18 protein-coding genes and 1 pseudogene are annotated in these 23,408 nt (G+C 41.1%); 15 read left to right on the top strand and 4 right to left on the bottom strand.

Features of this window, described 5'->3' with window-relative positions:
- The first annotated feature begins 65 nt into the window (after positions 1 to 65).
- From gyrA to CWC14_RS19725, 10 genes and pseudogenes are all read left to right on the top strand, one after another.
- The gene (gene gyrA / locus CWC14_RS06990; RefSeq protein ID WP_138562052.1) at positions 66 to 2,765 is read left to right on the top strand and encodes a DNA topoisomerase (ATP-hydrolyzing) subunit A; all 2,700 of its coding nucleotides are present in this window, start codon (positions 66 to 68) and stop codon (positions 2,763 to 2,765) included.
- Between the two features lie 98 nt (positions 2,766 to 2,863).
- On the top strand, positions 2,864 to 3,946 hold the full coding sequence (gene serC / locus CWC14_RS06995) for a 3-phosphoserine/phosphohydroxythreonine transaminase (RefSeq protein ID WP_138562054.1): 1,083 nt from the start codon (positions 2,864 to 2,866) through the stop codon (positions 3,944 to 3,946).
- Positions 3,946 to 5,223 (top strand): 3-phosphoshikimate 1-carboxyvinyltransferase, encoded by a 1,278-nt coding sequence (aroA, locus tag CWC14_RS07000; protein ID WP_138562056.1) that lies wholly within the window; start codon positions 3,946 to 3,948, stop codon positions 5,221 to 5,223. The genes serC and aroA overlap by 1 nt, the downstream gene beginning before the upstream one ends.
- 107 nt (positions 5,224 to 5,330) lie before the next feature.
- Positions 5,331 to 6,041 carry a (d)CMP kinase gene (cmk, locus tag CWC14_RS07005; protein WP_016899929.1) on the top strand — a complete coding sequence of 237 codons (711 nt, stop codon included), beginning with the start codon at positions 5,331 to 5,333 and terminating at the stop codon, positions 6,039 to 6,041.
- Positions 6,042 to 6,136: 95 nt separating this feature from the next.
- Positions 6,137 to 7,804 carry a 30S ribosomal protein S1 gene (gene rpsA, locus CWC14_RS07010; RefSeq protein ID WP_002961176.1) on the top strand — a complete coding sequence of 556 codons (1,668 nt, stop codon included), beginning with the start codon at positions 6,137 to 6,139 and terminating at the stop codon, positions 7,802 to 7,804.
- Between the two features lie 67 nt (positions 7,805 to 7,871).
- Positions 7,872 to 8,159 (top strand): integration host factor subunit beta, encoded by a 288-nt coding sequence (ihfB, locus tag CWC14_RS07015; RefSeq protein ID WP_008114744.1) that lies wholly within the window; start codon positions 7,872 to 7,874, stop codon positions 8,157 to 8,159.
- 21 nt (positions 8,160 to 8,180) lie between these two features.
- Positions 8,181 to 8,462 (top strand): lipopolysaccharide assembly protein LapA domain-containing protein, encoded by a 282-nt coding sequence (locus CWC14_RS07020; protein WP_008114742.1) that lies wholly within the window; start codon positions 8,181 to 8,183, stop codon positions 8,460 to 8,462.
- A 2-nt stretch (positions 8,463 to 8,464) separates the two neighbouring features.
- The gene (gene lapB, locus CWC14_RS07025; RefSeq protein WP_138562058.1) at positions 8,465 to 9,601 is read left to right on the top strand and encodes a lipopolysaccharide assembly protein LapB; all 1,137 of its coding nucleotides are present in this window, start codon (positions 8,465 to 8,467) and stop codon (positions 9,599 to 9,601) included.
- A gap of 33 nt (positions 9,602 to 9,634) precedes the next feature.
- The gene (pyrF, locus tag CWC14_RS07030) at positions 9,635 to 10,339 is read left to right on the top strand and encodes an orotidine-5'-phosphate decarboxylase (RefSeq protein ID WP_016899932.1); all 705 of its coding nucleotides are present in this window, start codon (positions 9,635 to 9,637) and stop codon (positions 10,337 to 10,339) included.
- Positions 10,340 to 10,429: 90 nt separating this feature from the next.
- A pseudogene (locus tag CWC14_RS19725) lies at positions 10,430 to 10,788 on the top strand (hypothetical protein).
- Between the two features lie 55 nt (positions 10,789 to 10,843).
- Here the strand turns inward: CWC14_RS19725 and CWC14_RS07040 are convergent.
- Positions 10,844 to 11,674: a CvfB family protein gene (locus tag CWC14_RS07040; protein ID WP_010389931.1), complete on the bottom strand. Its 831-nt coding sequence runs from the start codon at positions 11,672 to 11,674 to the stop codon at positions 10,844 to 10,846.
- 2 nt (positions 11,675 to 11,676) lie between these two features.
- On the bottom strand, positions 11,677 to 12,999 hold the full coding sequence (locus tag CWC14_RS07045; protein ID WP_138562060.1) for a DEAD/DEAH box helicase: 1,323 nt from the start codon (positions 12,997 to 12,999) through the stop codon (positions 11,677 to 11,679).
- 205 nt (positions 13,000 to 13,204) lie between these two features.
- Here CWC14_RS07045 and trhO point away from each other — a divergent pair, with 205 nt between their 5' ends.
- Positions 13,205 to 14,212, top strand: coding sequence for an oxygen-dependent tRNA uridine(34) hydroxylase TrhO (gene trhO, locus CWC14_RS07050; protein WP_138562062.1), 1,008 nt, complete (start codon positions 13,205 to 13,207; stop codon positions 14,210 to 14,212).
- Between the two features lie 56 nt (positions 14,213 to 14,268).
- On the opposite strand, the gene CWC14_RS07055 is transcribed toward trhO, so the two are convergent.
- Positions 14,269 to 14,706, bottom strand: a complete 438-nt coding sequence (locus CWC14_RS07055; RefSeq protein ID WP_138562064.1) for a hypothetical protein — start codon at positions 14,704 to 14,706, stop codon at positions 14,269 to 14,271.
- A gap of 221 nt (positions 14,707 to 14,927) precedes the next feature.
- On the opposite strand from CWC14_RS07055, the gene CWC14_RS07060 reads away from it, so the two are divergent.
- The 4 genes from CWC14_RS07060 (at position 14,928) to CWC14_RS07075 (ending at position 21,714) form a co-directional block, all read left to right on the top strand.
- The gene (locus CWC14_RS07060; protein WP_033103482.1) at positions 14,928 to 15,944 is read left to right on the top strand and encodes an efflux RND transporter periplasmic adaptor subunit; all 1,017 of its coding nucleotides are present in this window, start codon (positions 14,928 to 14,930) and stop codon (positions 15,942 to 15,944) included.
- Between the two features lie 2 nt (positions 15,945 to 15,946).
- Positions 15,947 to 19,027, top strand: coding sequence for an efflux RND transporter permease subunit (locus CWC14_RS07065; RefSeq protein WP_138562066.1), 3,081 nt, complete (start codon positions 15,947 to 15,949; stop codon positions 19,025 to 19,027).
- Positions 19,028 to 19,113: 86 nt separating this feature from the next.
- Positions 19,114 to 21,009 carry a putative nucleotidyltransferase substrate binding domain-containing protein gene (locus CWC14_RS07070; RefSeq protein ID WP_016899937.1) on the top strand — a complete coding sequence of 632 codons (1,896 nt, stop codon included), beginning with the start codon at positions 19,114 to 19,116 and terminating at the stop codon, positions 21,007 to 21,009.
- 3 nt (positions 21,010 to 21,012) lie between these two features.
- Positions 21,013 to 21,714, top strand: a complete 702-nt coding sequence (locus tag CWC14_RS07075) for a 3'-5' exonuclease (protein ID WP_008114720.1) — start codon at positions 21,013 to 21,015, stop codon at positions 21,712 to 21,714.
- Between the two features lie 78 nt (positions 21,715 to 21,792).
- On the opposite strand, the gene CWC14_RS07080 is transcribed toward CWC14_RS07075, so the two are convergent.
- A complete protein-coding gene (locus CWC14_RS07080) occupies positions 21,793 to 23,373 on the bottom strand; it encodes a BCCT family transporter (RefSeq protein WP_138562068.1) in 1,581 nt (526 codons plus the stop codon).
- Positions 23,374 to 23,408: the final 35 nt, after the last annotated feature.

A 23,408-nucleotide genomic window follows, 5' to 3' on the forward strand; every position in this document is an offset into this window, starting at 1 on the left:
AACAAACACTCTTAATACCTAATACTGGGTTGTTAAGAGCTGATACTGAAGGAATGTGATATCAAATGACTGATCTCGCCAATGAAATTCTGCCAGTCAATATTGAAGACGAGTTAAAAAACTCCTACTTAGATTACGCCATGAGTGTAATTGTAGGACGTGCATTACCAGACGTACGTGACGGTTTAAAACCTGTTCACCGCCGCGTTTTGTTTGCAATGAACGAGCTTAGTAATGACTGGAACAAGCCTTACAAAAAATCGGCCCGTGTGGTCGGTGACGTAATCGGTAAATACCACCCACACGGCGACAGTGCAGTTTATGACACCATCGTACGTATGGCTCAGCCATTCTCACTGCGTTACATGCTAGTAGATGGTCAGGGTAACTTTGGTTCGGTTGATGGTGATTCAGCAGCGGCAATGCGTTATACAGAAGTACGTATGGCAAAAATGTCGCACGAATTATTAGCCGATCTTGAAAAAGAAACGGTTGATTTTGTGCCTAACTACGATGGCACAGAGCAAATTCCTGATGTGTTACCCACTAAAATACCTAACCTATTAGTTAATGGTTCATCGGGTATTGCGGTTGGTATGGCAACAAATATTCCGCCACATAACTTAACAGAAGTAGTGAATGGTTGTTTAGCGCTTATTCAAAACCCTGAATTGACCATTACTGAGTTAATGGATTATATTCCTGGGCCTGATTTCCCAACTGCGGCGATTATTAACGGTAAAAAAGGCATTGAACAAGCTTATCAAACCGGTCGTGGTAAAGTGTACATGCGTGCGCGTGCTGACATCGAAACCGATGAAAAGACGGGTCGCGAAACCATTATTGTTCATGAAATCCCTTACCAAGTTAACAAAGCACGTTTGATTGAAAAAATCGCCGAGCTAGTTAAAGATAAAAAAATTGAAGGGATCAGCGCATTACGTGATGAATCAGATAAAGACGGTATGCGTATCGTTATCGAGATCAAACGTGGTGACGTAGGTGAAGTTATTTTAAACAACCTTTATTCACAAACTCAGTTACAAACTGTGTTTGGTATGAATATGGTTGCGTTAATTAATAACCAACCTAAGTGTTTCAACTTAAAAGAAATGCTTGAAGAATTTATTATTCACCGTCGTGAAGTTGTTACCCGTCGTACGGTATTTGATTTACGCAAAGCCCGCGACCGTGCGCATACGCTAGAAGGTTTAGCGATCGCACTGGCTAACATTGACCCAATTATCGAACTTATTCGTAAGTCGCCAACACCTGCTGAAGCAAAAGTTGCATTAACAGCGCGTCCATGGGAATTAGGTAATGTTAAAGCCATGCTTGATAAAGCAGGCGAAGACAACGTAGCACGCCCAGATTGGTTAGCAAGCGAGCTTGGTATTCGTGATGGTCAGTACTATATTTCTGAGCAACAAGCTCAAGCAATATTAGACTTACGTTTACACAAACTTACTGGTCTTGAACACGAAAAAATTCTTACCGAATATCAATCATTACTTGAGTTGATTGCCGAGTTATTATTCATTTTGGCAAATCCAGAGCGTTTAATGGAAGTTATTCGTGATGAGCTCGTTGAAATTAAAGAGCAATATGGTGATGAGCGCCGCACTGAAATAAATGCTGCAGCACACGATATAAGCCTTGAAGACCTAATTAACGAAGAAAACGTAGTTGTTACGCTTTCACATGAAGGGTACGTTAAGTATCAAGCATTAACTGATTACGAAGCGCAGCGTCGTGGTGGTAAAGGCAAGTCAGCAACTAAGATGAAAGATGAAGATTTCATTGAACGTTTATTGGTTGCCAATACGCACGATACTATTCTTTGTTTCTCTACAGCGGGTCGATTATATTGGCTTAAAGTGTATCAGTTACCACTTGCAAGTCGCGCAGCGCGCGGTAAGCCAATTGTTAACTTATTACCACTTGAAGCAGATGAACGTATTACTGCAATCTTGCCAGTACGCGATTATGAAGATGATAAATACATCTTTATGGCGACAGCATTTGGTACGGTTAAGAAAACACCATTGACTGCATACAGTCGTCAACGTGCTAGCGGTATTATTGCCGTTAACTTAAACGAAGGTGATAGCTTAATTGGTGTTGATATTACCGATGGTAGCAACGAAATTATGTTGTTCACTGATGCCGGTAAAGTTGTACGCTTTAAAGAAGCTGAAGAAACCACAGTAGTTGATGAAAATGGTAACCCTGTTTTTGATGAAGAAGGTAAGCCTGAGATTCGCTTCAAAGGTGTACGTCCTATGGGTCGTACTGCAACGGGTGTTCGTGGTATTAAGATGCCAGACGATCAACGTGTTGTATCACTGATTGTACCAAAGAATGACGGTGCAATATTAACAGTGACAGAAAATGGTTACGGTAAGCGTACTCAACTTGAAGACTACCCATCTAAGAGTCGTGCAACACAAGGTGTTGTATCAATTAAGGTGAGTGAGCGTAATGGTGCCGTTGTTGGTGCTGTACAAGTTGATGACAACGACGAAATAATGATTATTTCGAATCGTGGTACCTTAGTACGTACTCGCGTTAATGAAGTTTCTACGGTTGGACGTAACACCCAAGGTGTTATTTTGATCAGAACTATTGACGAAGAGCAAGTAGTTGGTTTACAACGTATAGAAGAGATTGAAGTGACTGAAAGTGACTTGGTTGATATCGAAGACGTTGAAACAGTAGATACAGTTATTGATGAAGTGGCGGATGACAATCCTCCTTCAGAATAATTAGATTGAAAAAAGCGGCCTTGGCCGCTTTTTTTATGTGGTTGAAAAAAATTAAATTAGTTTAATTCAAGTTAAATTACTGGAATGAGGAAAAGGTAATGAGTATATATAATTTTTGTGCAGGCCCTGCAATGTTACCACCGGCTGTTATGCAAAAGGCACAAAAAGAGTTTTTAAACTGGCAAGGTCTTGGTGTATCGGTGATGGAAATAAGTCATCGTAGTCATGAATTTTTAGCATTAACCGCTAAATGTGAAGCCAGCCTGCGTCGTTTAATGAATATAAGTGACGAGTTTGAAGTGCTATTTATGCACGGTGGTGGTCGAGGTCAATTCAGTGCCGTACCTTTAAACCTTCATGTTAACGGTAAAAAAGCAGTTTATTGTGAAAATGGCGTTTGGTCAAAAAGTGCAACCAGCGAAGCCGATAAGTTTACTCAAACTCACACAATTGACGTACGTAATGATGATAACGGTTTATTTTCTATTAAGCAGGTAGCCGATTGGGTTTTACCAGCCGATGCTGCATATATTCATTACTGCCCAAATGAAACTGTAGATGGTCTAGAGATTTTTGATGTACCCAGTCACCCAACAGCGCCGATTGTGGCCGATATGTCGTCGACTATTTTATCGCGCGAAATTGACGTTAATAAATTTGATTTAATCTACGCGGGTGCACAAAAAAATATCGGTCCATCGGGCATTGCTATTGTGATTGTTCGCAAAACGCTACTTGAGCGTGAAGGGCTCGCCAAGCCGGGTATTTTAGATTACGCCCTTGAAGCAAAACAAGGCAGCATGTTTAACACCCCACCGACTTTTGCTTGGTATTTAGCGGCAGAAGTATTTGCATGGCTTGAGCAAACCGGGGGTGTAAAAGCCATGGAAGCTCATAATATTGCCAAAGCGCAGCTGCTTTATGATTTTATTGATGGTTCAGATTTTTATACCAATAAAGTAGTGAAGCATTACCGTTCACGTATGAATGTGCCTTTTTGGCTGGTTGATGAAAGCTTAAATGATAAGTTTGTTAAAGAGTCAAAAGAAGCGGGCTTGTTAGCGCTTGAAGGTCATCGTATTGTTGGCGGTATGCGCGCCAGTATTTATAACGCGATGCCATTGGAAGGTGTACAAGCCTTAGTTGACTTTATGGCTAACTTCGCCAAGGAGAATAGTTAATGGAGCAACTTTTCTTAGCCCCTATTTCACAAGTGAATGGCAGTGTGACATTACCGGGCTCAAAGAGTTTATCAAACCGAATTTTATTATTAGCAGCATTATCTAACGGCACCACGGTTGTTGAAAACTTACTCGACAGCGACGATATTCGCCATATGTTGGGTGCGTTAAAGCACTTAGGCGTTAATGTAACGCTTAATACTGAGCGCACCGTAGCAACCGTAGAGGGCGTGAGTGGCGTGTTTAATACGCCAACTGAGCCGTTGTTTTTAGGTAATGCAGGTACAGCGTATCGGCCATTAACGGCAGTACTGAGTGCGATTGCTGGTGAGTATGAGTTAATTGGTGAGCCGCGCATGGAAGAGCGCCCTATAGGGCATTTAGTTGATGCATTACAAGCCTTGGGTGGTAATGTAAGTTATTTAAAAAATAAAGATTACCCACCACTTAAAATTATCGGTGGGCAAATAGCTGGTGGTGAAGTCGAAATTGACGGCAGTATTTCAAGTCAATTTTTAACGGCACTGCTCATGGCTGCGCCGTTATTTAAAGGCGATACACACATTAAAATTAAAGGTACCTTAGTCTCTAAGCCTTATATTGATATTACGCTGGATGTAATGGCGCGTTTTGGTGTAACTGTTGAGCATGATAATTACACTACATTCTTCGTTAAAGGTGCACAGCAATACCAAGCTGTTGAGCGCATAATGGTTGAAGGTGATGCTTCATCGGCGTCTTATTTTATTGCTGCTGCAGCAATTGCCGGTGGCGAAATAGAAATTAAAGGCGTCGGCGCTAAATCAGTTCAAGGTGATATTGGTTTTGCTAAAGTGATGGAGCAAGTGGGTGCCAAAATTGATTGGTATGACGAGCGTTTAGTTGTTCGTAAAGGCGAGCTTAACGGTATCGATATAGATGCTAATGCGATACCTGATGCTGCCATGACCTTGGCGACTGTTGCCTTGTTTGCTAAAGGGCCAAGCGCTATTCGTAATATTTATAACTGGCGGGTAAAAGAAACTGACCGTTTACATGCAATGGCCACCGAGCTTAAAAAAGTAGGGGCTGACGTGGTTGAAGGGCACGACTTTATTGAGATCACACCGCCAAAACATTTTAATAATGTGGCTGTAGATACCTACGACGATCACCGTATTGCCATGTGCTTTGCAATGGTGGCAGTAGGGGGTAAGCCCATAACGATTAACGATCCGGCCTGTACTTATAAGACATTCCCAACATTTTTCAAAGTGTTAGCATCTGTCAGTAAATAGGCTATTTATAAGTATTTATAAAAAGTTACATACTAAAAGCGGATAATCTTTATTAATTGGCGTATAATGTGGCGGTTTATTTTGGTGTGCATTGAAGGAGGTTTTAAATGCCGGCGTTATTAATGCCCGTAATCACCGTAGATGGCCCAAGTGGTTCTGGTAAAGGAACTGTTTGTCGCCTATTGGCTGAAAAATTAGGCTGGGATGTGTTAGATAGCGGAGCAATTTATCGCGTACTATCACTTGCAGCACTTCATCACCAAATTGCGTTAGATAACGAAGAAGCACTCGTCCCATTAGCTGCAAATCTTGATGTGCAGTTTTTGATAGACAGTGACACTAATGCAGGAAAGATTATTTTAGAAGGCGAAGATGTCACAACCACTATTCGAAATGAAGAAGTGGGTGCTGCAGCGTCTAAAGTGGCCGCATTACCGCGTGTTCGAGAAGCGTTGCTTCGCCGCCAGCGTGCGTTTAGAACAGAAAACGGTTTAATTGCCGATGGCCGCGATATGGGCACTGTGGTATTTCCAGATGCGCCATTAAAGATATTTCTAACCGCAAGTGCAGAAGAACGTGCTCGCAGACGTTTTGTTGAGTTGAATGAGCGCGGGCTTGATGTTACACTAAGTGGTCTATTACAGGACATTCAAGCACGTGATGATCGCGATATGAATCGTGCCGTTGCGCCGCTTGTACCTGCAGAGGATGCGATTGAGCTTGATACTAGCGAACTCAACGCGCAGCAAGTCTTTGATAAAGTTATAACTTTATTAGATGCGAGCATCTCAGAAGGTAAGCTTCCTAAACGAAGCTAAATACATTTTATGCACCAGCAGGATGCCAGTGCTATTTTAACAACCCCATGCAGCATGGTTGCTTATTGGTATTAATATATGAGACGTATATTCGTATGTCAGAAAATTTTGCGCAGTTATTTGAAGAAAGCTTAAAGGGTTTTGAAGCAGAGCAAGGCTCTATCGTTAAAGGTACAGTAATCTCAATCGAGAACAACATTGTACTTGTAGATGCTGGTCTTAAATCAGAAAGTGCTATCCCTGCAGAGCAGTTCAAAAATGCTGCTGGTGAACTAGAAGTTGCTGTTGGCGACGAAGTAGATGTTGCACTAGATGCAATCGAAGACGGTTTCGGTGAAACTATCCTTTCTCGTGAGAAAGCGAAGCGTCACGAAGCGTGGATCCGTCTTGAGAAAGCATGTGAAGAGCAAGAGACTGTTACTGGTGTTATCAACGGTAAAGTTAAAGGCGGTTTCACAGTTGAAGTTGATTCAATCCGTGCTTTCCTACCTGGTTCACTTGTTGATGTTCGTCCAGTACGTGACACAACTCACCTTGAAGGCAAAGAGCTTGAATTTAAAGTGATCAAGCTTGATCAAAAACGTAATAACGTTGTTGTTTCACGTCGTGCAGTTATCGAATCAGAAAACTCACAAGAACGTGAAGAGCTTCTTGCTAACCTTGTTGAAGGTCAAGAAGTTAAAGGTATCGTTAAGAACCTTACTGACTACGGTGCATTCGTTGACCTTGGTGGTGTTGATGGTCTACTACACATTACTGATATGGCGTGGAAGCGTGTTAAGCACCCTTCAGAAATCGTTAATGTTGGCGACGAAATCGCAGTTAAAGTTCTTAAATTCGACAAAGATAAAACTCGTGTATCTCTAGGCCTTAAACAGCTTGGCGAAGATCCATGGGCAGCTATCGCTGGTCGTTACCCAGAAGGTTCTAAACTTTCTGGCCGTGTAACTAACCTTACTGATTACGGTTGCTTCGTAGAAATCGAAGAAGGCGTTGAAGGTCTAGTACACGTTTCTGAAATGGATTGGACTAACAAGAATATCCACCCTTCTAAAGTTGTTAGCTTAGGCGACACTGTTGAAGTTATGGTTCTTGAAATCGACGAAGAACGTCGTCGTATTTCTCTTGGTCTTAAGCAATGTATTGCTAATCCTTGGCAGGAATTTGCTCGTCTACAAAACAAAGGCGACCAAGTTACTGGTAAGATCAAATCAATCACTGACTTCGGTATCTTTATCGGTCTTGACGGTGGTATTGATGGTCTTGTACACCTTTCAGACATTTCTTGGAATACACCTGGCGAAGAAGCTGTACGTGAATTCAAGAAAGGCGACGAAATCACTGCTATCGTATTGCAAGTTGACCCAGAGCGTGAACGTATCTCTCTAGGTGTTAAGCAAATCGAAGCTGACCCATTCAATAACTACCTTGATGCAAACAAAAAAGGTGCTATTGTTAAAGGTAAAGTGACTGAAGTTGATGCGAAAGGCGCAACTGTTGAACTTATCGAAGGCGTTGAAGGTTACATCCGTGTAGCTGATATCGCTCAAGAGCGCGTTGAAGATGCAACTACTGTTGTTTCTGTAGGCGACGAGATTGAAGTTAAATACGTTGGTGTTGATCGTAAGAACCGCACTTTAAGCTTATCTGTTAAAGCTCTTTTCGAAGCAGAAGAGAAAGAAGTACTAGAGAAGCTTAAGAAAGAAGAGCCAGTGTTTGAAAACGCAATGGCAGCTGCTTTCGCAAATGCACAAAAAGACTAATTAATTATAGTCTTTTAATTGGAAGGGCAGTTTATGCCCTTCCACTATTTCTTTTTAAGGAAACGCTATGACTAAGTCAGAACTGATAGAAACACTTGCTGAACAACATTCACATATTCCTGTGAAAGATGTTGAGAACGCTGTTAAAGAAATTCTTGAACAAATGGCCGGCTCATTATCTTCTTCAGATCGTATTGAGATCCGAGGTTTTGGAAGTTTCTCTTTGCATTACCGTGCGCCTCGTACAGGCCGTAACCCTAAAACAGGTGAAACTGTAGAGTTAGATGGTAAGCATGTACCTCATTTTAAACCAGGCAAAGAACTACGTGACCGTGTAAACGAGAGCATTGCTTAGTAAACTTATTGGAGTAGTTACTTGTTCAAGGTATTAAAAATTATTCTGGCGGCACTTTTTTTAATTGGTGCATTTGTATTGGGTTCTCAAAACCCACAATTAACACAAATTAACTACATAATAGCCAGTAATACATTACCTTTAGCCGTTATAATAAGTATCTGCTTTTTGCTAGGTGTTGTAGTGGGTTGTTTTGTGAGTTTTAAATTGTTCACGCAATTAAAGTGGCAAAATTACCGTTTAAAAAAGCAATTAACGCCTGAAAAAGATAATAAAAAGCGTATTGCCAACAAAGACACCTAATTATGATTGAGCTGTTGTTTTTACTGCTTCCCGTTGCTGCCGGTTATGGTTGGATCATGGGGAAAAACAGTGCAAAAAATCAGGCTCATCAGTTTAATCGTCAAATTACTTCTGAATACAGTAAAGGCTTAAAGTTTTTACTGGACAGAGAAGAAGATCAGGGGCTTGAGCACTTAATTAATTTGCTCGAAGTAGCTGCTGACTCTGTTGAACATTATTCTACTTTAGCCACCATGTTTCGCCGCCGTGGTGAGCTTGACCGCGCAATAAAAATTCACGAACTACTGCTAAAACACCCAAGTCTTAACGAAAAACAAGCCGCTAATAGCCGTTTAGAACTAGCCGAAGATTATATTATGGCTGGCTTATTAGACTGCGCAGAAGAACATTTAATATGGCTGGTAAAAAATAGCCATGCAGATGCACTCGATCCTATTATTTCTTTATATTCACAAACCCGTGAATGGCAAAAAGGCATTAATATGTTTGAAGCGCATATTGAGCTTTTTTCAAAAGAACAACACTTTAAAGCCATCGCTAATTTTTACTGTGAGCATGCCATTGCCAGTAATAACCCACAACTTATGCGCAAAGCCATTAGCTTAAACTTTAAAACAATTAGGCCTTTATATGAGCTTGGACTGTCAGCTTATACCAAAGAAGATTACGTCAAAGCAATTTACTATTGGCGAGAATTAATCTGCCAATTTACTTTTTTTGCGCCATTGTTTATTGAAAAGTTAGCTCACAGCTATAAGCAATTAAAATTAACTCACCAATTTCATGAACTCATTACTGAGTTACTAGAAAAGGGTGGAGTGATGATAAAAATACAGCATTGCCAAGCCTTGCTTGAGCAAGGACACACTGAACAAGCCTTTGAATTTTTAACTGATAATTTAAAACGTCAGCCCACTATTCGTGGCTTTAGTTTTTTATTACAGTTAATGAGTACAGAAAATAAAAATACAAAAGATGTACTTAATCAAATCGATAAACTTGTTACTTCTTACATTGCCACTAAACCTGACTTTCAATGTCAGCATTGTGGCTTTACTAGCTACACCATTTATTGGAATTGCCCTTCATGTAAACACTGGGAAACCATTGTGCCTAGCAGAGGCTTAGACGGATTTTAATCTTTATACTTTTCGCTCACTAGTAGGATAGTTATGTCTTTCGAAAAATCAAAAAAAATTCTTATCGCGCTTGATTATGATGATCAGCAAACTGCTTTAGCATTTGTAAAACAGTTATCACCAGATACCTGTCGATTAAAAGTGGGCAAAGAAATGTTTACTTATTTTGGTCCTGCATTTGTTAAAGAATTGGTCGATTTAGGTTTTGATGTATTTTTAGATTTAAAGTTTCACGATATTCCAAACACCGTTGCTAAAGCGGTGACTGCTGCGGCTAAAATGGGTGTATGGATGGTCAATGTGCATGCATCGGGCGGTTATGAAATGATGCATAAAGCTAAACAAGCACTCGAGCAGTTTGGCGACAAAGCGCCATTACTGATTGCGGTAACTGTATTAACCAGCATGGACGAAGCTGAACTTGAGCGTTTAGGTATAACTAAATCACCCCAAGAGCAAGTTATGCATTTAGCTAAATTAACAAAGCAAGCAGGACTTGACGGTGTTGTTTGTTCCGCGCAAGAAGCGCAAAGTTTAAAGGCTGCTTTAGGGAAAGAGTTTAAATTAGTTACGCCAGGTATTCGCCCAGCGGGCAGTGATGCAGGCGATCAAAAACGTATTATGACACCTAAAGAAGCAATTGAAGCGGGTAGTGACTATTTAGTGATTGGGCGTCCGATCACTCAGGCACAAAACCCTGTAAAAGTACTAAATGATGTAAATGAATCAATAGCTTAAATTAAAAATTAGCATAATTGAGAGCAGTTCCTTACAACTGCTTTTCTTTGTACTACATTTAAATTATGGGTGTGCAGTGAGAGATTTGCTTTGCGTATAATAATATTTTTAGTTGTAATTATCATTAGTGGCTTTGCTGTAAATAAATATGTTTTTTCAACTAAAATGTATGATGATGTTTCAAACGTAACTGACTTGGTATCTGGTTACCCCGTTGATTTATTCAAGTTTATTATGCCCAGCATCTGTGTTACACCAATGAAGGTGTGTTAGCAGGAATAGATGTTAGCAGCAGAGACTGTGTTGCGACACATCATGAAATGCAAAATGAGTGTACAGAAAAAGTTTTTAGGCTAGCGCCGTTAAATCTAGATTCTAAAAAAGAATTAATTGAATACTCAAATGAATATTCTCGCTGTACCTTACCTTATAAAAATATTAGGTTATAAATTTCAGATACTAAAAAGCCACTTAGGTATAAAACTTAAGTGGCTTTTTATTTAATTATTTTAAACGAATAGACTTAGCTTCAATATCAATTAAGCCTTGTTTAAATAAACCGCCAATGGCTTTTTTGTAATTTGCTTTGCTGGTCGAAAACACTTTTTTAATTAATTCAGGTTCAGACTTATCGCCTATGGCTAATATGCCACCCTCATCCTTTAGTTTTTCCATTATTTTTTCACCAAGCTCGCTTACTTTACCCATGCCTGGTTTTTCAAGTATGACGTCAATTTTTCCGTCTTCACGTACTTTTTGAATAAATCCTTTTAGCTTTTGACCAACAAACAGGTTTTTAAACACCATGTTGTAAAACACGACGCCAAAATGGGATTCTTCAATAAGCACCTTGTAACCAATATCAGTTTTGCCTGCAACAATTAAGTCAACTTCTTGTAAGTGACTATACTGAGGCTCATCTTTTGATAAAAAACGGTTAAAGTTAGTTGAGGCACAAATACGCTGACTGGCGTTATCAAGATATAAACGCACTAAATATGAGTAGCCTTCTTGCATACGTGGTTTTTGTTCATTAAACGGTGCGAGTACGTCTTTTTCTAAGCCCCAATCTAAAAACGCGCCTATGCTGTTTATTTCTTTTACACGCAGTAGGGCATATTCACCCACTTGAGCATGCGGCTTTTTAGTTGTGGCTGTTGGCAGGTTTGCATTATCTAAAAATGTGAATACACTGATGCTATCGCCGGCTTCAAGCTCATGTTTTATTTCATGTTTAGGTAAAAAAACTTCACCTAAGTCATGCCCATCTAAATAGGCACCTTCGTTGCTGACTTCTTTAACAAAAAGGGTTTGGGTGGTTCCTAGGTAACTCATAATTATTCCTGCTCAGGCTTTTTTTTACGACGCATCGGGGTATCACCATCAATATTAAGAGGTGCTTTAATTGGGGCCGCTGGCTTTTTCGGTTTTGCTTTTCGTTTTGGCTGTGGCTTATTCGCGGTCACTGCTTTTTTAGTCGGTTTAATTGGCGCTACTTTTTTCTCTTTAATACCTTTAAATTTCGCTTTTAAACCCTCAACAGCAGCAAACGATAATTCATCATTTAAAAATGATTTTATTGCCAAGTAACTTGCCCAATCTTTAGGGCCCACAAGTGATAATGCGTTACCTTTAAAACCAGCACGACCAGTTCTACCAATACGATGAACGTATTCTTCTGCGTGTTTTGGTAAATCAAAGTTAATAACATGGGTAACACTGAGTAAATCTAAACCGCGCGAAGCAACATCTGTAGTAATTAATATTTTAAAGTTTTCACGGCTAAACGCATCCATAATATCAAGGCGCTTACTTTGAGTTAAATCCCCAGCTAATGCGACAGATTTAAAGCCTTTACTATTTAATGATTCACTTAAACGGCTGGTATCAGCTCGTGTAGCAGTAAATATAATGCACTGGCCAACGTTATCTTGATTTAAAAAGTGCTCAAGCAGTGCTTCTTTATGATCAAGATGGTCAGCTAAGTACAATGTTTGTTTAATATCACTGTGTTGCTCATTGGCTGCACTGAGCATAATTTGTTTTGGTTTTTTTAATAAATTACGCGATAACGCATCAACTTGAGCATGATCTAATGTCGCCGAAAACAATAAAGTTTGACGAAGACGATGATCGGCCAGTTCATTAATTAATTTAAGTTGATCGGTAAAACCTAAATCTAAAATACGGTCAGCTTCATCAAATATAAGTAACTCTAGGCCACTTAATTGTAATGAACGTTGCTTTAAATGATCGGCTAAACGCCCAGGTGTGGCGACCACAAAGTGAGGGTCGTTACGCAGTGCTTTAATTTGGTCGTTAAAATTTTCGCCACCGAGGATTTTAACGGCCTTTATGTTGGTACCGGCAATAAGTAATCGAAGTTGAGTAAAAACTTGGGTCGCAAGCTCACGAGTTGGAGCAACAATAAGTACACGAGGATCACGTTTACTGAGTGCTTTTTGTTTCATTACACGCTGCACAGCCGGTAATAAAAACGCTAAAGTTTTGCCTGACCCAGTTTTTGACTGAGCGAAAATGTCATGTCCCGCCAGTGCCGTTGGCACAGCATGGGCTTGAATATCGGTAGGCTGGGTGATCCCTTGGTGCGCTAATTGTGTTTCTAGGCGAGTATCAATCCCAAGTTCAGTAAAGTGCAATGTATGTTTCTCCAATATGAGCAAGTCTGTATAAATTTATCCGCGCATTATAGCCCACTGAGCTACTGCGCTAACAGTAAAAAGCGCATTATCATCCATTTTTTTGCATTTAAATAAAAAAAGCGTAAAATACGCGCCCCATATGCGCCGGATTTACGATTCGGTAAACGCCCCTTGCGGGTTTTAAAAGCAAAATAGGAATACCATGACTGCTGTCCATAAAGATAATGTAACCAGCGAACACTTTGTTGTATGCGCTCTGTATAAATTTGTTTCTCTACCGGATTTTGAAGCACTTCGCCAACCTTTACTTAATGTAATGGAGCAAAACGAAGTACGAGGCACTTTATTAATTGCCGCAGAGGGGATTAACGGTACTGTCTCTGCAAAACGTGAAGGCATAGATAATTTACTTGCGTGGTTAGACACCCAACCAAATTTAGACAACATTGTTACCAAAGAATCATTTGATGACGAATGCCCGTTTTACCGCACAAAAGTTAAGCTAAAAAAAGAAATTGTGACTATGGGTGTTGAAGGCGTAGACCCATTAAAAGTAGTGGGCAGTTATGTTAAGCCAAATGAATGGAATGCCCTTATTTCTGATCCTGAGGTGATCCTTGTTGATACCCGTAATGATTACGAAATTGAAATTGGTACGTTTCAAAACGCAGTAGACCCAAACACTAAAACGTTCCGTGAATTTCCTCAGTGGGCCAAAGAAAACTTAGACCCATCAAAACATAAAAAAGTAGCCATGTTTTGTACTGGTGGTATTCGCTGTGAAAAATCAACAGCCTATATGAAAGAGCAAGGTTTTGATGAGGTATACCACCTTGAAGGCGGCATATTAAAATACCTAGAAGAAGTGCCAAAAGAAGAAACCATGTGGGAAGGCGAGTGTTTTGTATTTGATAACCGTGTAGCGGTAAATCATGACTTACAAAAAGGCTCATACGATCAGTGTCACGCATGTCGCATGCCTATCACAGAAGAAGAAAAGCAAAAACCAGAATACATGGAAGGGGTGTCGTGTCACCACTGTATTGACAATGTAACCGATGAACAACGCGCTCGCTTTGCAGAGCGCCAAAGGCAAATAGAGCTTGCTCAAGCGCGCGGTGAAGGCCACATTGGTAACGAAGCACAAGCTGTTTTACAACAACGTAAAGAAGCTAAAAAAGCGCAAAAAGACGCACAGCGAAATAAATAAGCGGTACATTTAGTTTGTACGTTATTAAAAAAAACCTCAGTTTTAACTGAGGTTTTTTATTTTATACTCTTTTCACAAATGCTTGTATCTGTAGTAGAGAGCGTGACCTTGTTGGCAGCATTGACGAGCACACATTTTGTGTTTTTATCGAGCTTTTTCTTTTGAATAACGGTAAATTCACCTTCATCAGCAGCATATAAATTATACTGATACGCGGTATTCCCCCCTTCAAATAAAGCAGTTAATAATCCACCGGCTAGTCCACCAACAATCGCGCCGCCAATCATTTCTTCTTTATTGCCATCTAAGCTATCTACAAAGCCAAACCCCGCACCAGCAGCTATTCCAGTTCCCACTTCTGAGGAGAGTGTTACTTTTTGCATTGATTCAACAGACGCATAATAACGTTTAACAACTTGATTTTGATCTGCCCGATCAATCCCTGGTGATGCACAGCCTGATAGCAAGATCACCATAATTAAACTCTTTTTCATAAATGTTGCCTTTATTAAAAATATTGATGTGCTAAATCATAGTCATAAATGTAATTTAAATATGTGTGGATTTTGTATGCTGCTGTAAAAATATGTAGAGTGGCTAGCATGCTTAATTTCAGCTTATTGTTTTGCTAATTTGTCGTACTTAGCTATTTATTGATCATAGAGCTGTTAAACTGCGTAACATAATGCAAATAATAATTAATTAGGGTGATCCTTTGAAATCGCGAATTCTTTTTACCAGCGTGTTTTTTTCTTTAATGTCGTTAAGTTTATCTGTAAAGAGTGCCAATGTCGTGGTGGAGCAGGTAGCGATGGAACGTGCTAAAGAGCAAGTTCAGGCTGTCGGTAACGCCGAAGCAATTCATTCGGTTATTTTATATCCGGCTGTGGGCGATAAAGTAACGGCGGTGCATTTTAAACCGGGTGATAGGGTAAAGGCCGGTGATGTGTTACTCGAACTTGATTCACGCAGACAAAAAGCGGCACTTGAAGAGGCAAAAATAAAACTTGCTGACACCCAAAGAACCCTCGCACGTTTAAAGCAAAGCCAAGCAAAAGGGGCTGTGCCACAGAGTGATGTGGATGATGCAAAAACAGTTGTTGAATTAGCAAAAGTGACCCTTACCCAAGCAGAAACAGAATTTGAAGACCGCCAAGTTCGTGCGCCTTTTAACGGCACTATGGGACTTACCGACGTTGAAGTGGGTGACAGAATTACTCCCCAAACGGCGATTGCAAGTATTGATGATACGCGTGCTTTATATATAAACTTTAACGCCCCAGAATCGGCCGTTTATATGCTGCGCAATAAAGGCAATGTAAAAGTATTCCCTTGGCAGTCACAAAATGCTGTAAACGCAAAAATTGCTTATCTAGATTCACGAATAGACCCACAAACCCGCACCTTACGTGTAAAAGCGCAGCTTGAAAACCCGCAGCAAAAGTTCTTACCCGGCATGAGTTTTCGTGTTCATATTGAAGTAGAAGGGCAACGTTTTGCTGCTGTACCTGAGGCGGCATTACTGTGGGGAGCAACAGGCCCTTACGTATGGACAAGTGTTGATAAAAAAGCCACTCGAATTGATGTTAAAATTGAACAGCGCCTTGCAGGTCGTTTATTAGTTTCGGGGGCTTTAAAAGAACAAGATAACTTAGTGGTAGAGGGCGTACAGCGCTTACGAGCTAACCAAGAGCTAAGCTTCTCAGCGCCAATCGCTAATACGCAGGAGTAGCCATGAAACAGCAACCTATGATGCAAGACTTGCCATCAATGGCTATTCGCCGCCCAGTGCTTATTGTGGTACTGAATTTACTGATTATTATTGCCGGAATTGCCGCCATAGCAGGCGTAGAAGTTCGAGAGCTTCCAGATGTAGACAGACCCCGTATTACTGTATCAGCCTCGTTCCCTGGTGGTTCACCTGAAACCGTTGATACCGAAGTTACCAGTAAACTTGAAGGTGCCGTGGCCCGCGTGAGCGGTGTTAAATCGATTAGTGCACAAAGTGAAGAAGGTAATTCACGTATTGTGGTTGAATTTAGACCGGGTGTTAACCTTGACGACGCTGCGAATGAAACGCGTGAGTCAGTTGCTCGAGTGCAAAGAGAGCTCCCTGAAGAGGTAGAGCGCGTTTCTATTATTAAGGCTGATAACGACGCTGAAGCGGTGGTTTCATTAACAGTATCAAGTGAAAGCTTATCGTTAGAGGCATTAACAGAGCGGGTTGATGTTGATTTAGCGCCGCAGTTTTTAACTATTCCTGGTGTTGCCGACGTACGATTAAACGGCGATAGAGAACGTGTGCTCAGGGTTCGCATTGATCCATTAAAGCTCAGCAGTTTTAACTTAACGATTCCAGATGTTGCCGATGTACTTAGGCAAGCCCCCTTTGATGTGCCTGCAGGGAGTTTAAAATCAAACGATCAGCAAATAATAGTGCGCGCTGATGCAACGTCTGTTACCCCCGCACAGGTGGGCGACATTATAATTCAGGGCGATACTCGTATTAGCGATATTGCTGCCGTGTACTTTGGTCCTGCCGATCCGCGCTCTATGGTAAGACTTAATGGTAAACCTGTTATTGGTATGGAAATTATTCGCCAAGCACAGTCCAACACTATCGAAATTTCTGATGAAGTACTCAACCTTATAGAGGGGATGCGTGAGCGCTTTCCTGAGATGGAGTTTACGCTAACATCAGATGACGCGCAGTTTATTAGAAGCTCAGTAGATGAAGTGATTAACTCATTGGTTCTAACGGTATTGCTAGTGATCATCACCTTATGGGTGTTTATTGGTTCATGGCGTGCAACATTAGTCCCAGCATTTGCCATTCCTGTTGCGCTTATAGGTTCATTAGCACTGATATGGGCACTTGGGTTTTCAATTAATATTTTAACCTTATTAGCACTGGTATTAGCGACAGGATTAATTGTTGATGATGCAATTGTAGTGAGTGAAAATATTCAACGCCAGCGAGGATTAGGTCTTGGAAGGCGTGCCGCAGCGGTTGTTGGTACCCGCGAAGTATTTTTTGCCGTTATTGCCACCACTGCAGTATTAGCGGCTGTGTTTGTACCCATCGCATTTTTACCCTCTACAGCAGGGCGTTTATTTAGGGAGTTTGGTGGCGTACTAGCTGGTGCGGTAATTATATCTAGCTTTGTTGCTTTATCGTTAGTACCGGCGCTCACCTCAAAACTAAAGCTTAAGCAAGGTGGTTTTCACCCCTTTGCGAAATTTGGTAACGTGCTTGCCAATATTTATACCAAAACAATCCATAAAGTACTGGATCATGCGTGGGTTACCTTTATTGTTTGTTTATTAGTTGCAGGCGGTTCGGGTGCTTTGTATATGAGTTTAGATAACGAACTGCTCCCTACTGAAGATCGCGGTAAAATTAGAATATTTGCCCGCGGACCTGATGGCGTAGGGTTAAATTTTATGGATAGACAAGCCATTAAAATGGAAGATACCTTACTGCCTTTCGTTGAAAGTGGTGAAATTGAGTCTATTTACACTGTGGTTGGGCAATGGGATCCCAATATTGTGTTTATTACTGTGCCATTAAAGCATTGGGATGAACGTAACTTTAGCCAACAAGAAATTATTAATAAAATTCGCCAGCCTTTAGGCAACATCCCTGGTGCACCTGCTTACCCTGGTGGTGCAAATAGCTTAAATTTACGTGGCCAAGGTGGCGGCATAGAAATCGCTTTACTGGGACAAGATTACCTTGAAATATTTAAGGCTGCACAGCAGTTCTCAGCTGATCTTGAAAAGGCCGTGCCAGAGGTTGCGCCGGTAAGAGTATCGTATCAGCCATCGCAGCCGCAATTGCGTGTTAATATTGACAGACGACGCGCAGAAGAACTTGGCGTGTCTTTAAGTGATATCGCAATTACATTAAGAGCCGCTATTAATGGTGACGATATCGCTGATTTAAACATTGGCGATCAATCTATTCCTATTATGCTACAGGCACAAAATCAAACTATTAACGACCCGAGTGATTTAGCAAACTTGTTTATTAGAGCCCGTAATAATCAATTGGTGCCACTCAGTAGTGTCGCTAACATTTCAGAGGAAGGGGTTGCCGCAGAGCTTGAACGTCATGCTCAGCGCCGTGCCATAGAGCTCAGTATGGAGCTGCCTGAAGGCTTAACAATTGCCACCTTAGTGGAGCAAATAAAGCAAGTGTCTGAGCAATCATTACCAGCAGGTATTACTCTTGCATTTAAAGGGGAAGCACTGACATTTGAAGAAACCTCCAACGAAGTATTAATGACCTACGTATTGGCATTTTTAATTGTGTTTTTAGTACTTGCGGCGCAATTTGAAAATGTTAACAGTGCAATCGTGGTAATGATCACTGTACCATTTGGGATTACATCGGCCATTCTAGCGCTGTATTTAACCGGTACCTCACTGAATATTTACTCGCAAATAGGCCTAGTGATGTTAATTGGGTTAATCGCTAAAAATGCAATTTTATTGGTCGAGTTTGCTGATCAATTAAGAGATCAGGGGCTGAGTGTTCGAAAAGCGGTTGAACAAGCTGCATTGGTACGTTTAAGACCAATCACCATGACCTTAATATCGACCTTACTCGGTGCGTTACCCCTAATTATGTCAACAGGTGCCGGAGCAGAAGCACGTAATGCCATTGGCTGGGTGGTATTTGGTGGACTTGCGTTAGCGGTATTGTTTACGCTTTACCTAACACCGGTGATTTATTTAGGATTAGCCCGCTTTACCAGTCCTCGTGGCGATGAGTCAAAGCAATTAGCCCAAGAGCTGGAGCAACTTGACTAATTAATTACGCTAATTGGCTATTTTTCTTTGAAAAAATAGCCAATTAAGCCCACAATTCAACTAGATTAAAGCCACAAGGATCACCCATGCAGGCCGAGCAAGTTGAAATAGCCCAATTTTTAGTTGAACACCCCCCCTTTGATACGCTTGAGAGCGAGGCACTAAACGAACTAGCAATGCAAATTGAAGTTGCTTATTTTCGTGCGCAAACTGATATTTTACATTTAGGCCAAGATATTAGTGACTTATATATTATTCGCAGTGGCTCGGTTGAAATTTCACGCCGTAATGGCGAGCTCTATAATCGTTTAGCCACAGGCGGTATTTTTGGCCAAATGGGCCTATTAATGAACCGCAAAGTGCGCTTTCCGGCTCGTGCGCTTGAAGACACCTTAACCTATTGTATTAACGTTAATACCTTCAACGAATATTGTGATAAATACGAAACCTTTGCCGATTTTTTTGAAGTGGATGGTAACGTACGTTTGCACCAAGCCATTGTAGAGCAAGCCGACAGCAATGATTTAACCACCGCGAAAGTAAAGTCATTATTACACCGTGATGTGGTCACAGTAACAATGCAAACTGCTATTCAAGACGTCGCATTTTTAATGACGCAAGAATCGGTCTCTTCAGTGTTAGTTACCGACATAGAAAAACAAATAAGCGATGACCCAGAAGAAGACGACGGTCAAGTTGTTGGGATCATAACCGACAGAGATATTCGCACTAAGGTGGTTGCCCAAGGGTTAACATATGATACACCCGCCAAAGAAGTAATGACATCAAGCTTAGTACTACTTGATAGTAACGCCTATGTGTTTGAAGCCGTATTAGCCATGCTAAGAGATAACTTACATCATTTACCTGTGGTACATAAAAAACGGCCTATTGGGGTAATATCGCTGTCTGATATTTTACGTTATGAATCACAAAGTAGCTTACTGTTAGTACGCGGTATTTTAGCGCAGCAATCAGTTGATGACTTAGTTCATTACGCACGCCAATTACCTAATGTATTTGTACGTATGGTTAATGAAGATGCAAATTCGCATATGATCGGAACCGCTATGGCGGTCATAGGGCGTACCTTTAAACAGCGTTTATTAGCATTGGCCGAAGAAAAATTTGGCGAGCCGCCTATTCCTTATTGTTTTATAGCCTTAGGCTCAATGGCCCGCGACGAGCAGCTAATTGTGACCGATCAAGATAATGCTCTCATTTTGGATAATAGTTTTGATGAGGCACTGCACGATGAGTATTTTCAAAACCTATCAGATTTTGTGTGTGATGGTTTAGCTAAATGTGGCTATACCTATTGTGACGGTGAAATTATGGCGTCGTTTAAAAAATGGCGTATGACCCGTACACAATGGAAAGAAAAATTTGCTAGCTGGATGGCCGAGCCGAAACCGCAAGCCCTGCTTAATAGCTCGATATTTTTTGACTTAGATGGTGTATGGGGTAAGCTAAAATGGGCCGATGAGCTTAAAACGCTGGTGGCCAAAGAAAGCAAAGTAAACAAACGCTTTTTAGCGAACCTTGCTGCCAATGCCCGCAATAGAACGCCGCCACTAGGGTTTTTTAATGGCTTTGTGCTTGAGCATAATGGCCAGCATAAGCGGTCAATGAACTTAAAACGCCGTGGTACGGCGCCGCTATCTGATGTGGTGCGCGTTCATGCGTTAGCGGTTGGCTCACGTAAACAAAATTCGTTTGAGCGCTTAGAAGATATTATAGAGGCAAATTTACTGCCTAAAGGTAAAGCACAAGATTTACGTGATGCGTTTGAGTATATTGCCACAGTACGTATTCGTCATCAGGCGTGGCAAATAGAGCAAGGTGAAGCCCCAGATAACGATCTAGACCCCCATTTACTTTCACCCTTTGAGCAAAGTAATTTAAAAGAAGCCTTTGCTATTTTAGAAAAAGCGCAAAGCTTTTTAAAATTTAGCTATTCTGCGCACCCGGGTGTGAAATAAGTTATGGCTAAATCACCGTTAGATTGGTCACAGCGCTACGAGCAGTTATTGCAAACTGCGCAAAACCCGTTACTTAAAGACTTTTATCAACAAGCGTTTACCAATCAGGCTGCTCCACTTAAAGATGTCCCTTTTGTGGCACTCGACTTTGAAACAACCGGCCTTGATGCGAATAGCGATGATATTGTTAGTGTGGGGCTGGTGCCTTTTAATGTAAATCGTATTTATTGTAAAGAGAGCCGTCACTGGGTGGTGCAACCACGACGAGATTTAAGTGAAGAGTCAATTGTTATTCATGGAATTACTCATTCAGAAGTGGATGAAGCCCCTGATCTTAATCGAATTTTAGCGCCACTGCTTGATGCCCTTAAAGGCAAAGTGGTGGTGGTACATTATGCTGCAATAGAACGTCATTTTTTTTATAACGCGCTACTTATGCGTATAAAAGAGGGCATTGAGTTTGCACTAGTTGATACGATGGAAATAGAAAGGCGGGCGCTTAAAGCGCGGCAGGGGTTATTAGGCAGGCTGTTTAATTCAAAGCTAGGATCACTTAGGTTAAGTGATACACGGGAGCGTTATTCATTGCCACTGTATCAAAACCATAACGCGCTTACTGATGCACTAGCCACTGCCGAGCTGCTGCAAGCGCAGCTGAGTTACCACTATAGATCAGATACGCCACTGAGTGAAATTTGGCTTTAGCTATTGAAGCATTACTGTTAAAAATAGAGCACAAAAAAAGCCGCAATTTGCGGCTTTTTTATTATGGAATGTGTTGTGTTATTTAACTGGGCGAGGCTCAGTTCGTAAACCTAAAATTAAGCTTACACACATCAATAACAATACAATGGTAAATGGCAGACCGGTTGATATAGCCCCCGCTTGCAGTGCTTCAATCGCTTGAGTGCCACCAATCCAAAGTAATGCAGCAGCGATAGCACCCTCAACAGACGCCCAAAAAATACGCTGTGGTACCGGCGCATCAATCTTACCACCTGCTGTGATTGAATCGATTACAAGTGACCCTGAATCAGAAGAAGTAATAAAGAATACCAGTACTAAAACAATAGCAATGAAAGATAAAACGTTCGCCATTGGCATTTCATCAAGCATTTGGAACATCGCCATAGGCACACTTGTTAAACCGTCAGTTCCTAGGGCACCAATTCCATTAACTACTTGGTCAATTGCGATGCCGCCATAAATAGACATCCATAAGATAGTGACTGTTGTAGGGATAAGTAGTACAGCGGTTAAAAACTCACGAATTGTACGACCACGTGAAACACGGGCAATAAACATACCTACAAACGGTGACCACGAAATCCACCAAGCCCAATAAAATACTGTCCATCCATGCATCCATGTTTCATCTTCACGACCATGTGGGTTACTTAACGGAATAATGTTTTCTACATAGCCCATTACTGTGTTTGGTATATTACCCATAGATACAGCAAAACCAACTAAACATACAAATACCAGTAGCACTAAAGCAATAAGCATATTGACGTTACTTAGTAGCTTAACGCCACCATCAATGCCTCGAATAACTGAGACAATGGCTAATAACGTCACCCCTGTAATAACCAGAATTTGTGAACCTACGCCACCTTCAAGGCCAAATACGTGGTTAATACCCGCTGAAGCTTGTTGAGCACCTAATCCTAAAGATGTTGCCAAACCAAATAAGGTCGCAAGCACAGCTAAAATATCGATTATATGCCCCGGCCAGCCCCATGCTTTATCACCTAAAATAGGGTAAAAAATTGAGCGTATAGAAAGCGGTAAGCCTTTATTGTATGTGAAAAACGCTAAAGAAAGCGCGACAACCGCATAAATGGCCCAAGGATGAAGACCCCAGTGGTACATAGTTGCGCCCATTGCAAGCTTTGCTGCTTCTGGGGTGTTGGCAGCCACATTAAGCGGTGTTTCATACCAGCCGGTGTAATAAGCCACCGGTTCAGCAACTCCCCAAAACATTAAGCCAATACCCATACCTGCTGCAAATAACATTGCCAGCCAAGAAATACGAGAGTGAGATGGTTTAGCATCGTCGCCGCCTAAACGGATATTGCCGTAAGGCGAAAAAATTAAAACTAAACAAAAAATAACAAAGAAGTTAGCAGCCCACATAAACAGGCCGTCAAAATTATTAATAATATCGGTTTTAATACCATCTAGCGTCGTTTTAGCAACTTCGGCATCAGATACTAATACGGCAATTAAAAACAGCGCTATTAACCCTGCACTTATTCCGAATACAGGGTTATGTATATCAAACCCCCATTTTTGCACGTTGTCTTGACCTACGGTGTAGTCCGTATTGTCAATACTGTACTTGTCATGATTCTCGCTCATGCAATACCTCTTTGGTTAATGAAACAGGCTGGCTT

The organism is Pseudoalteromonas sp. S3260 (assembly GCF_005886925.1).
Taxonomy (GTDB): domain Bacteria; phylum Pseudomonadota; class Gammaproteobacteria; order Enterobacterales; family Alteromonadaceae; genus Pseudoalteromonas; species Pseudoalteromonas tetraodonis.

What these genes read in the sequence shown, in the direction of transcription:
- gyrA (WP_138562052.1), top strand. Translation starts at nt 66, where the DNA reads ATGACTGATCTCGCCAATGAAATTCTGCCAGTCAATATTGAAGACGAG.
- serC (WP_138562054.1), top strand. Translation starts at nt 2,864, where the DNA reads ATGAGTATATATAATTTTTGTGCAGGCCCTGCAATGTTACCACCGGCT.
- aroA (WP_138562056.1), top strand. Translation starts at nt 3,946, where the DNA reads ATGGAGCAACTTTTCTTAGCCCCTATTTCACAAGTGAATGGCAGTGTG.
- cmk (WP_016899929.1), top strand. Translation starts at nt 5,331, where the DNA reads ATGCCGGCGTTATTAATGCCCGTAATCACCGTAGATGGCCCAAGTGGT.
- rpsA (WP_002961176.1), top strand. Translation starts at nt 6,137, where the DNA reads ATGTCAGAAAATTTTGCGCAGTTATTTGAAGAAAGCTTAAAGGGTTTT.
- ihfB (WP_008114744.1), top strand. Translation starts at nt 7,872, where the DNA reads ATGACTAAGTCAGAACTGATAGAAACACTTGCTGAACAACATTCACAT.
- lapB (WP_138562058.1), top strand. Translation starts at nt 8,465, where the DNA reads ATGATTGAGCTGTTGTTTTTACTGCTTCCCGTTGCTGCCGGTTATGGT.
- pyrF (WP_016899932.1), top strand. Translation starts at nt 9,635, where the DNA reads ATGTCTTTCGAAAAATCAAAAAAAATTCTTATCGCGCTTGATTATGAT.
- CWC14_RS07040 (WP_010389931.1), bottom strand. Translation starts at nt 11,674, where the DNA reads ATGAGTTACCTAGGAACCACCCAAACCCTTTTTGTTAAAGAAGTCAGC.
- trhO (WP_138562062.1), top strand. Translation starts at nt 13,205, where the DNA reads ATGACTGCTGTCCATAAAGATAATGTAACCAGCGAACACTTTGTTGTA.
- CWC14_RS07055 (WP_138562064.1), bottom strand. Translation starts at nt 14,706, where the DNA reads ATGAAAAAGAGTTTAATTATGGTGATCTTGCTATCAGGCTGTGCATCA.
- CWC14_RS07065 (WP_138562066.1), top strand. Translation starts at nt 15,947, where the DNA reads ATGAAACAGCAACCTATGATGCAAGACTTGCCATCAATGGCTATTCGC.
- CWC14_RS07070 (WP_016899937.1), top strand. Translation starts at nt 19,114, where the DNA reads ATGCAGGCCGAGCAAGTTGAAATAGCCCAATTTTTAGTTGAACACCCC.
- CWC14_RS07075 (WP_008114720.1), top strand. Translation starts at nt 21,013, where the DNA reads ATGGCTAAATCACCGTTAGATTGGTCACAGCGCTACGAGCAGTTATTG.
- CWC14_RS07080 (WP_138562068.1), bottom strand. Translation starts at nt 23,373, where the DNA reads ATGAGCGAGAATCATGACAAGTACAGTATTGACAATACGGACTACACC.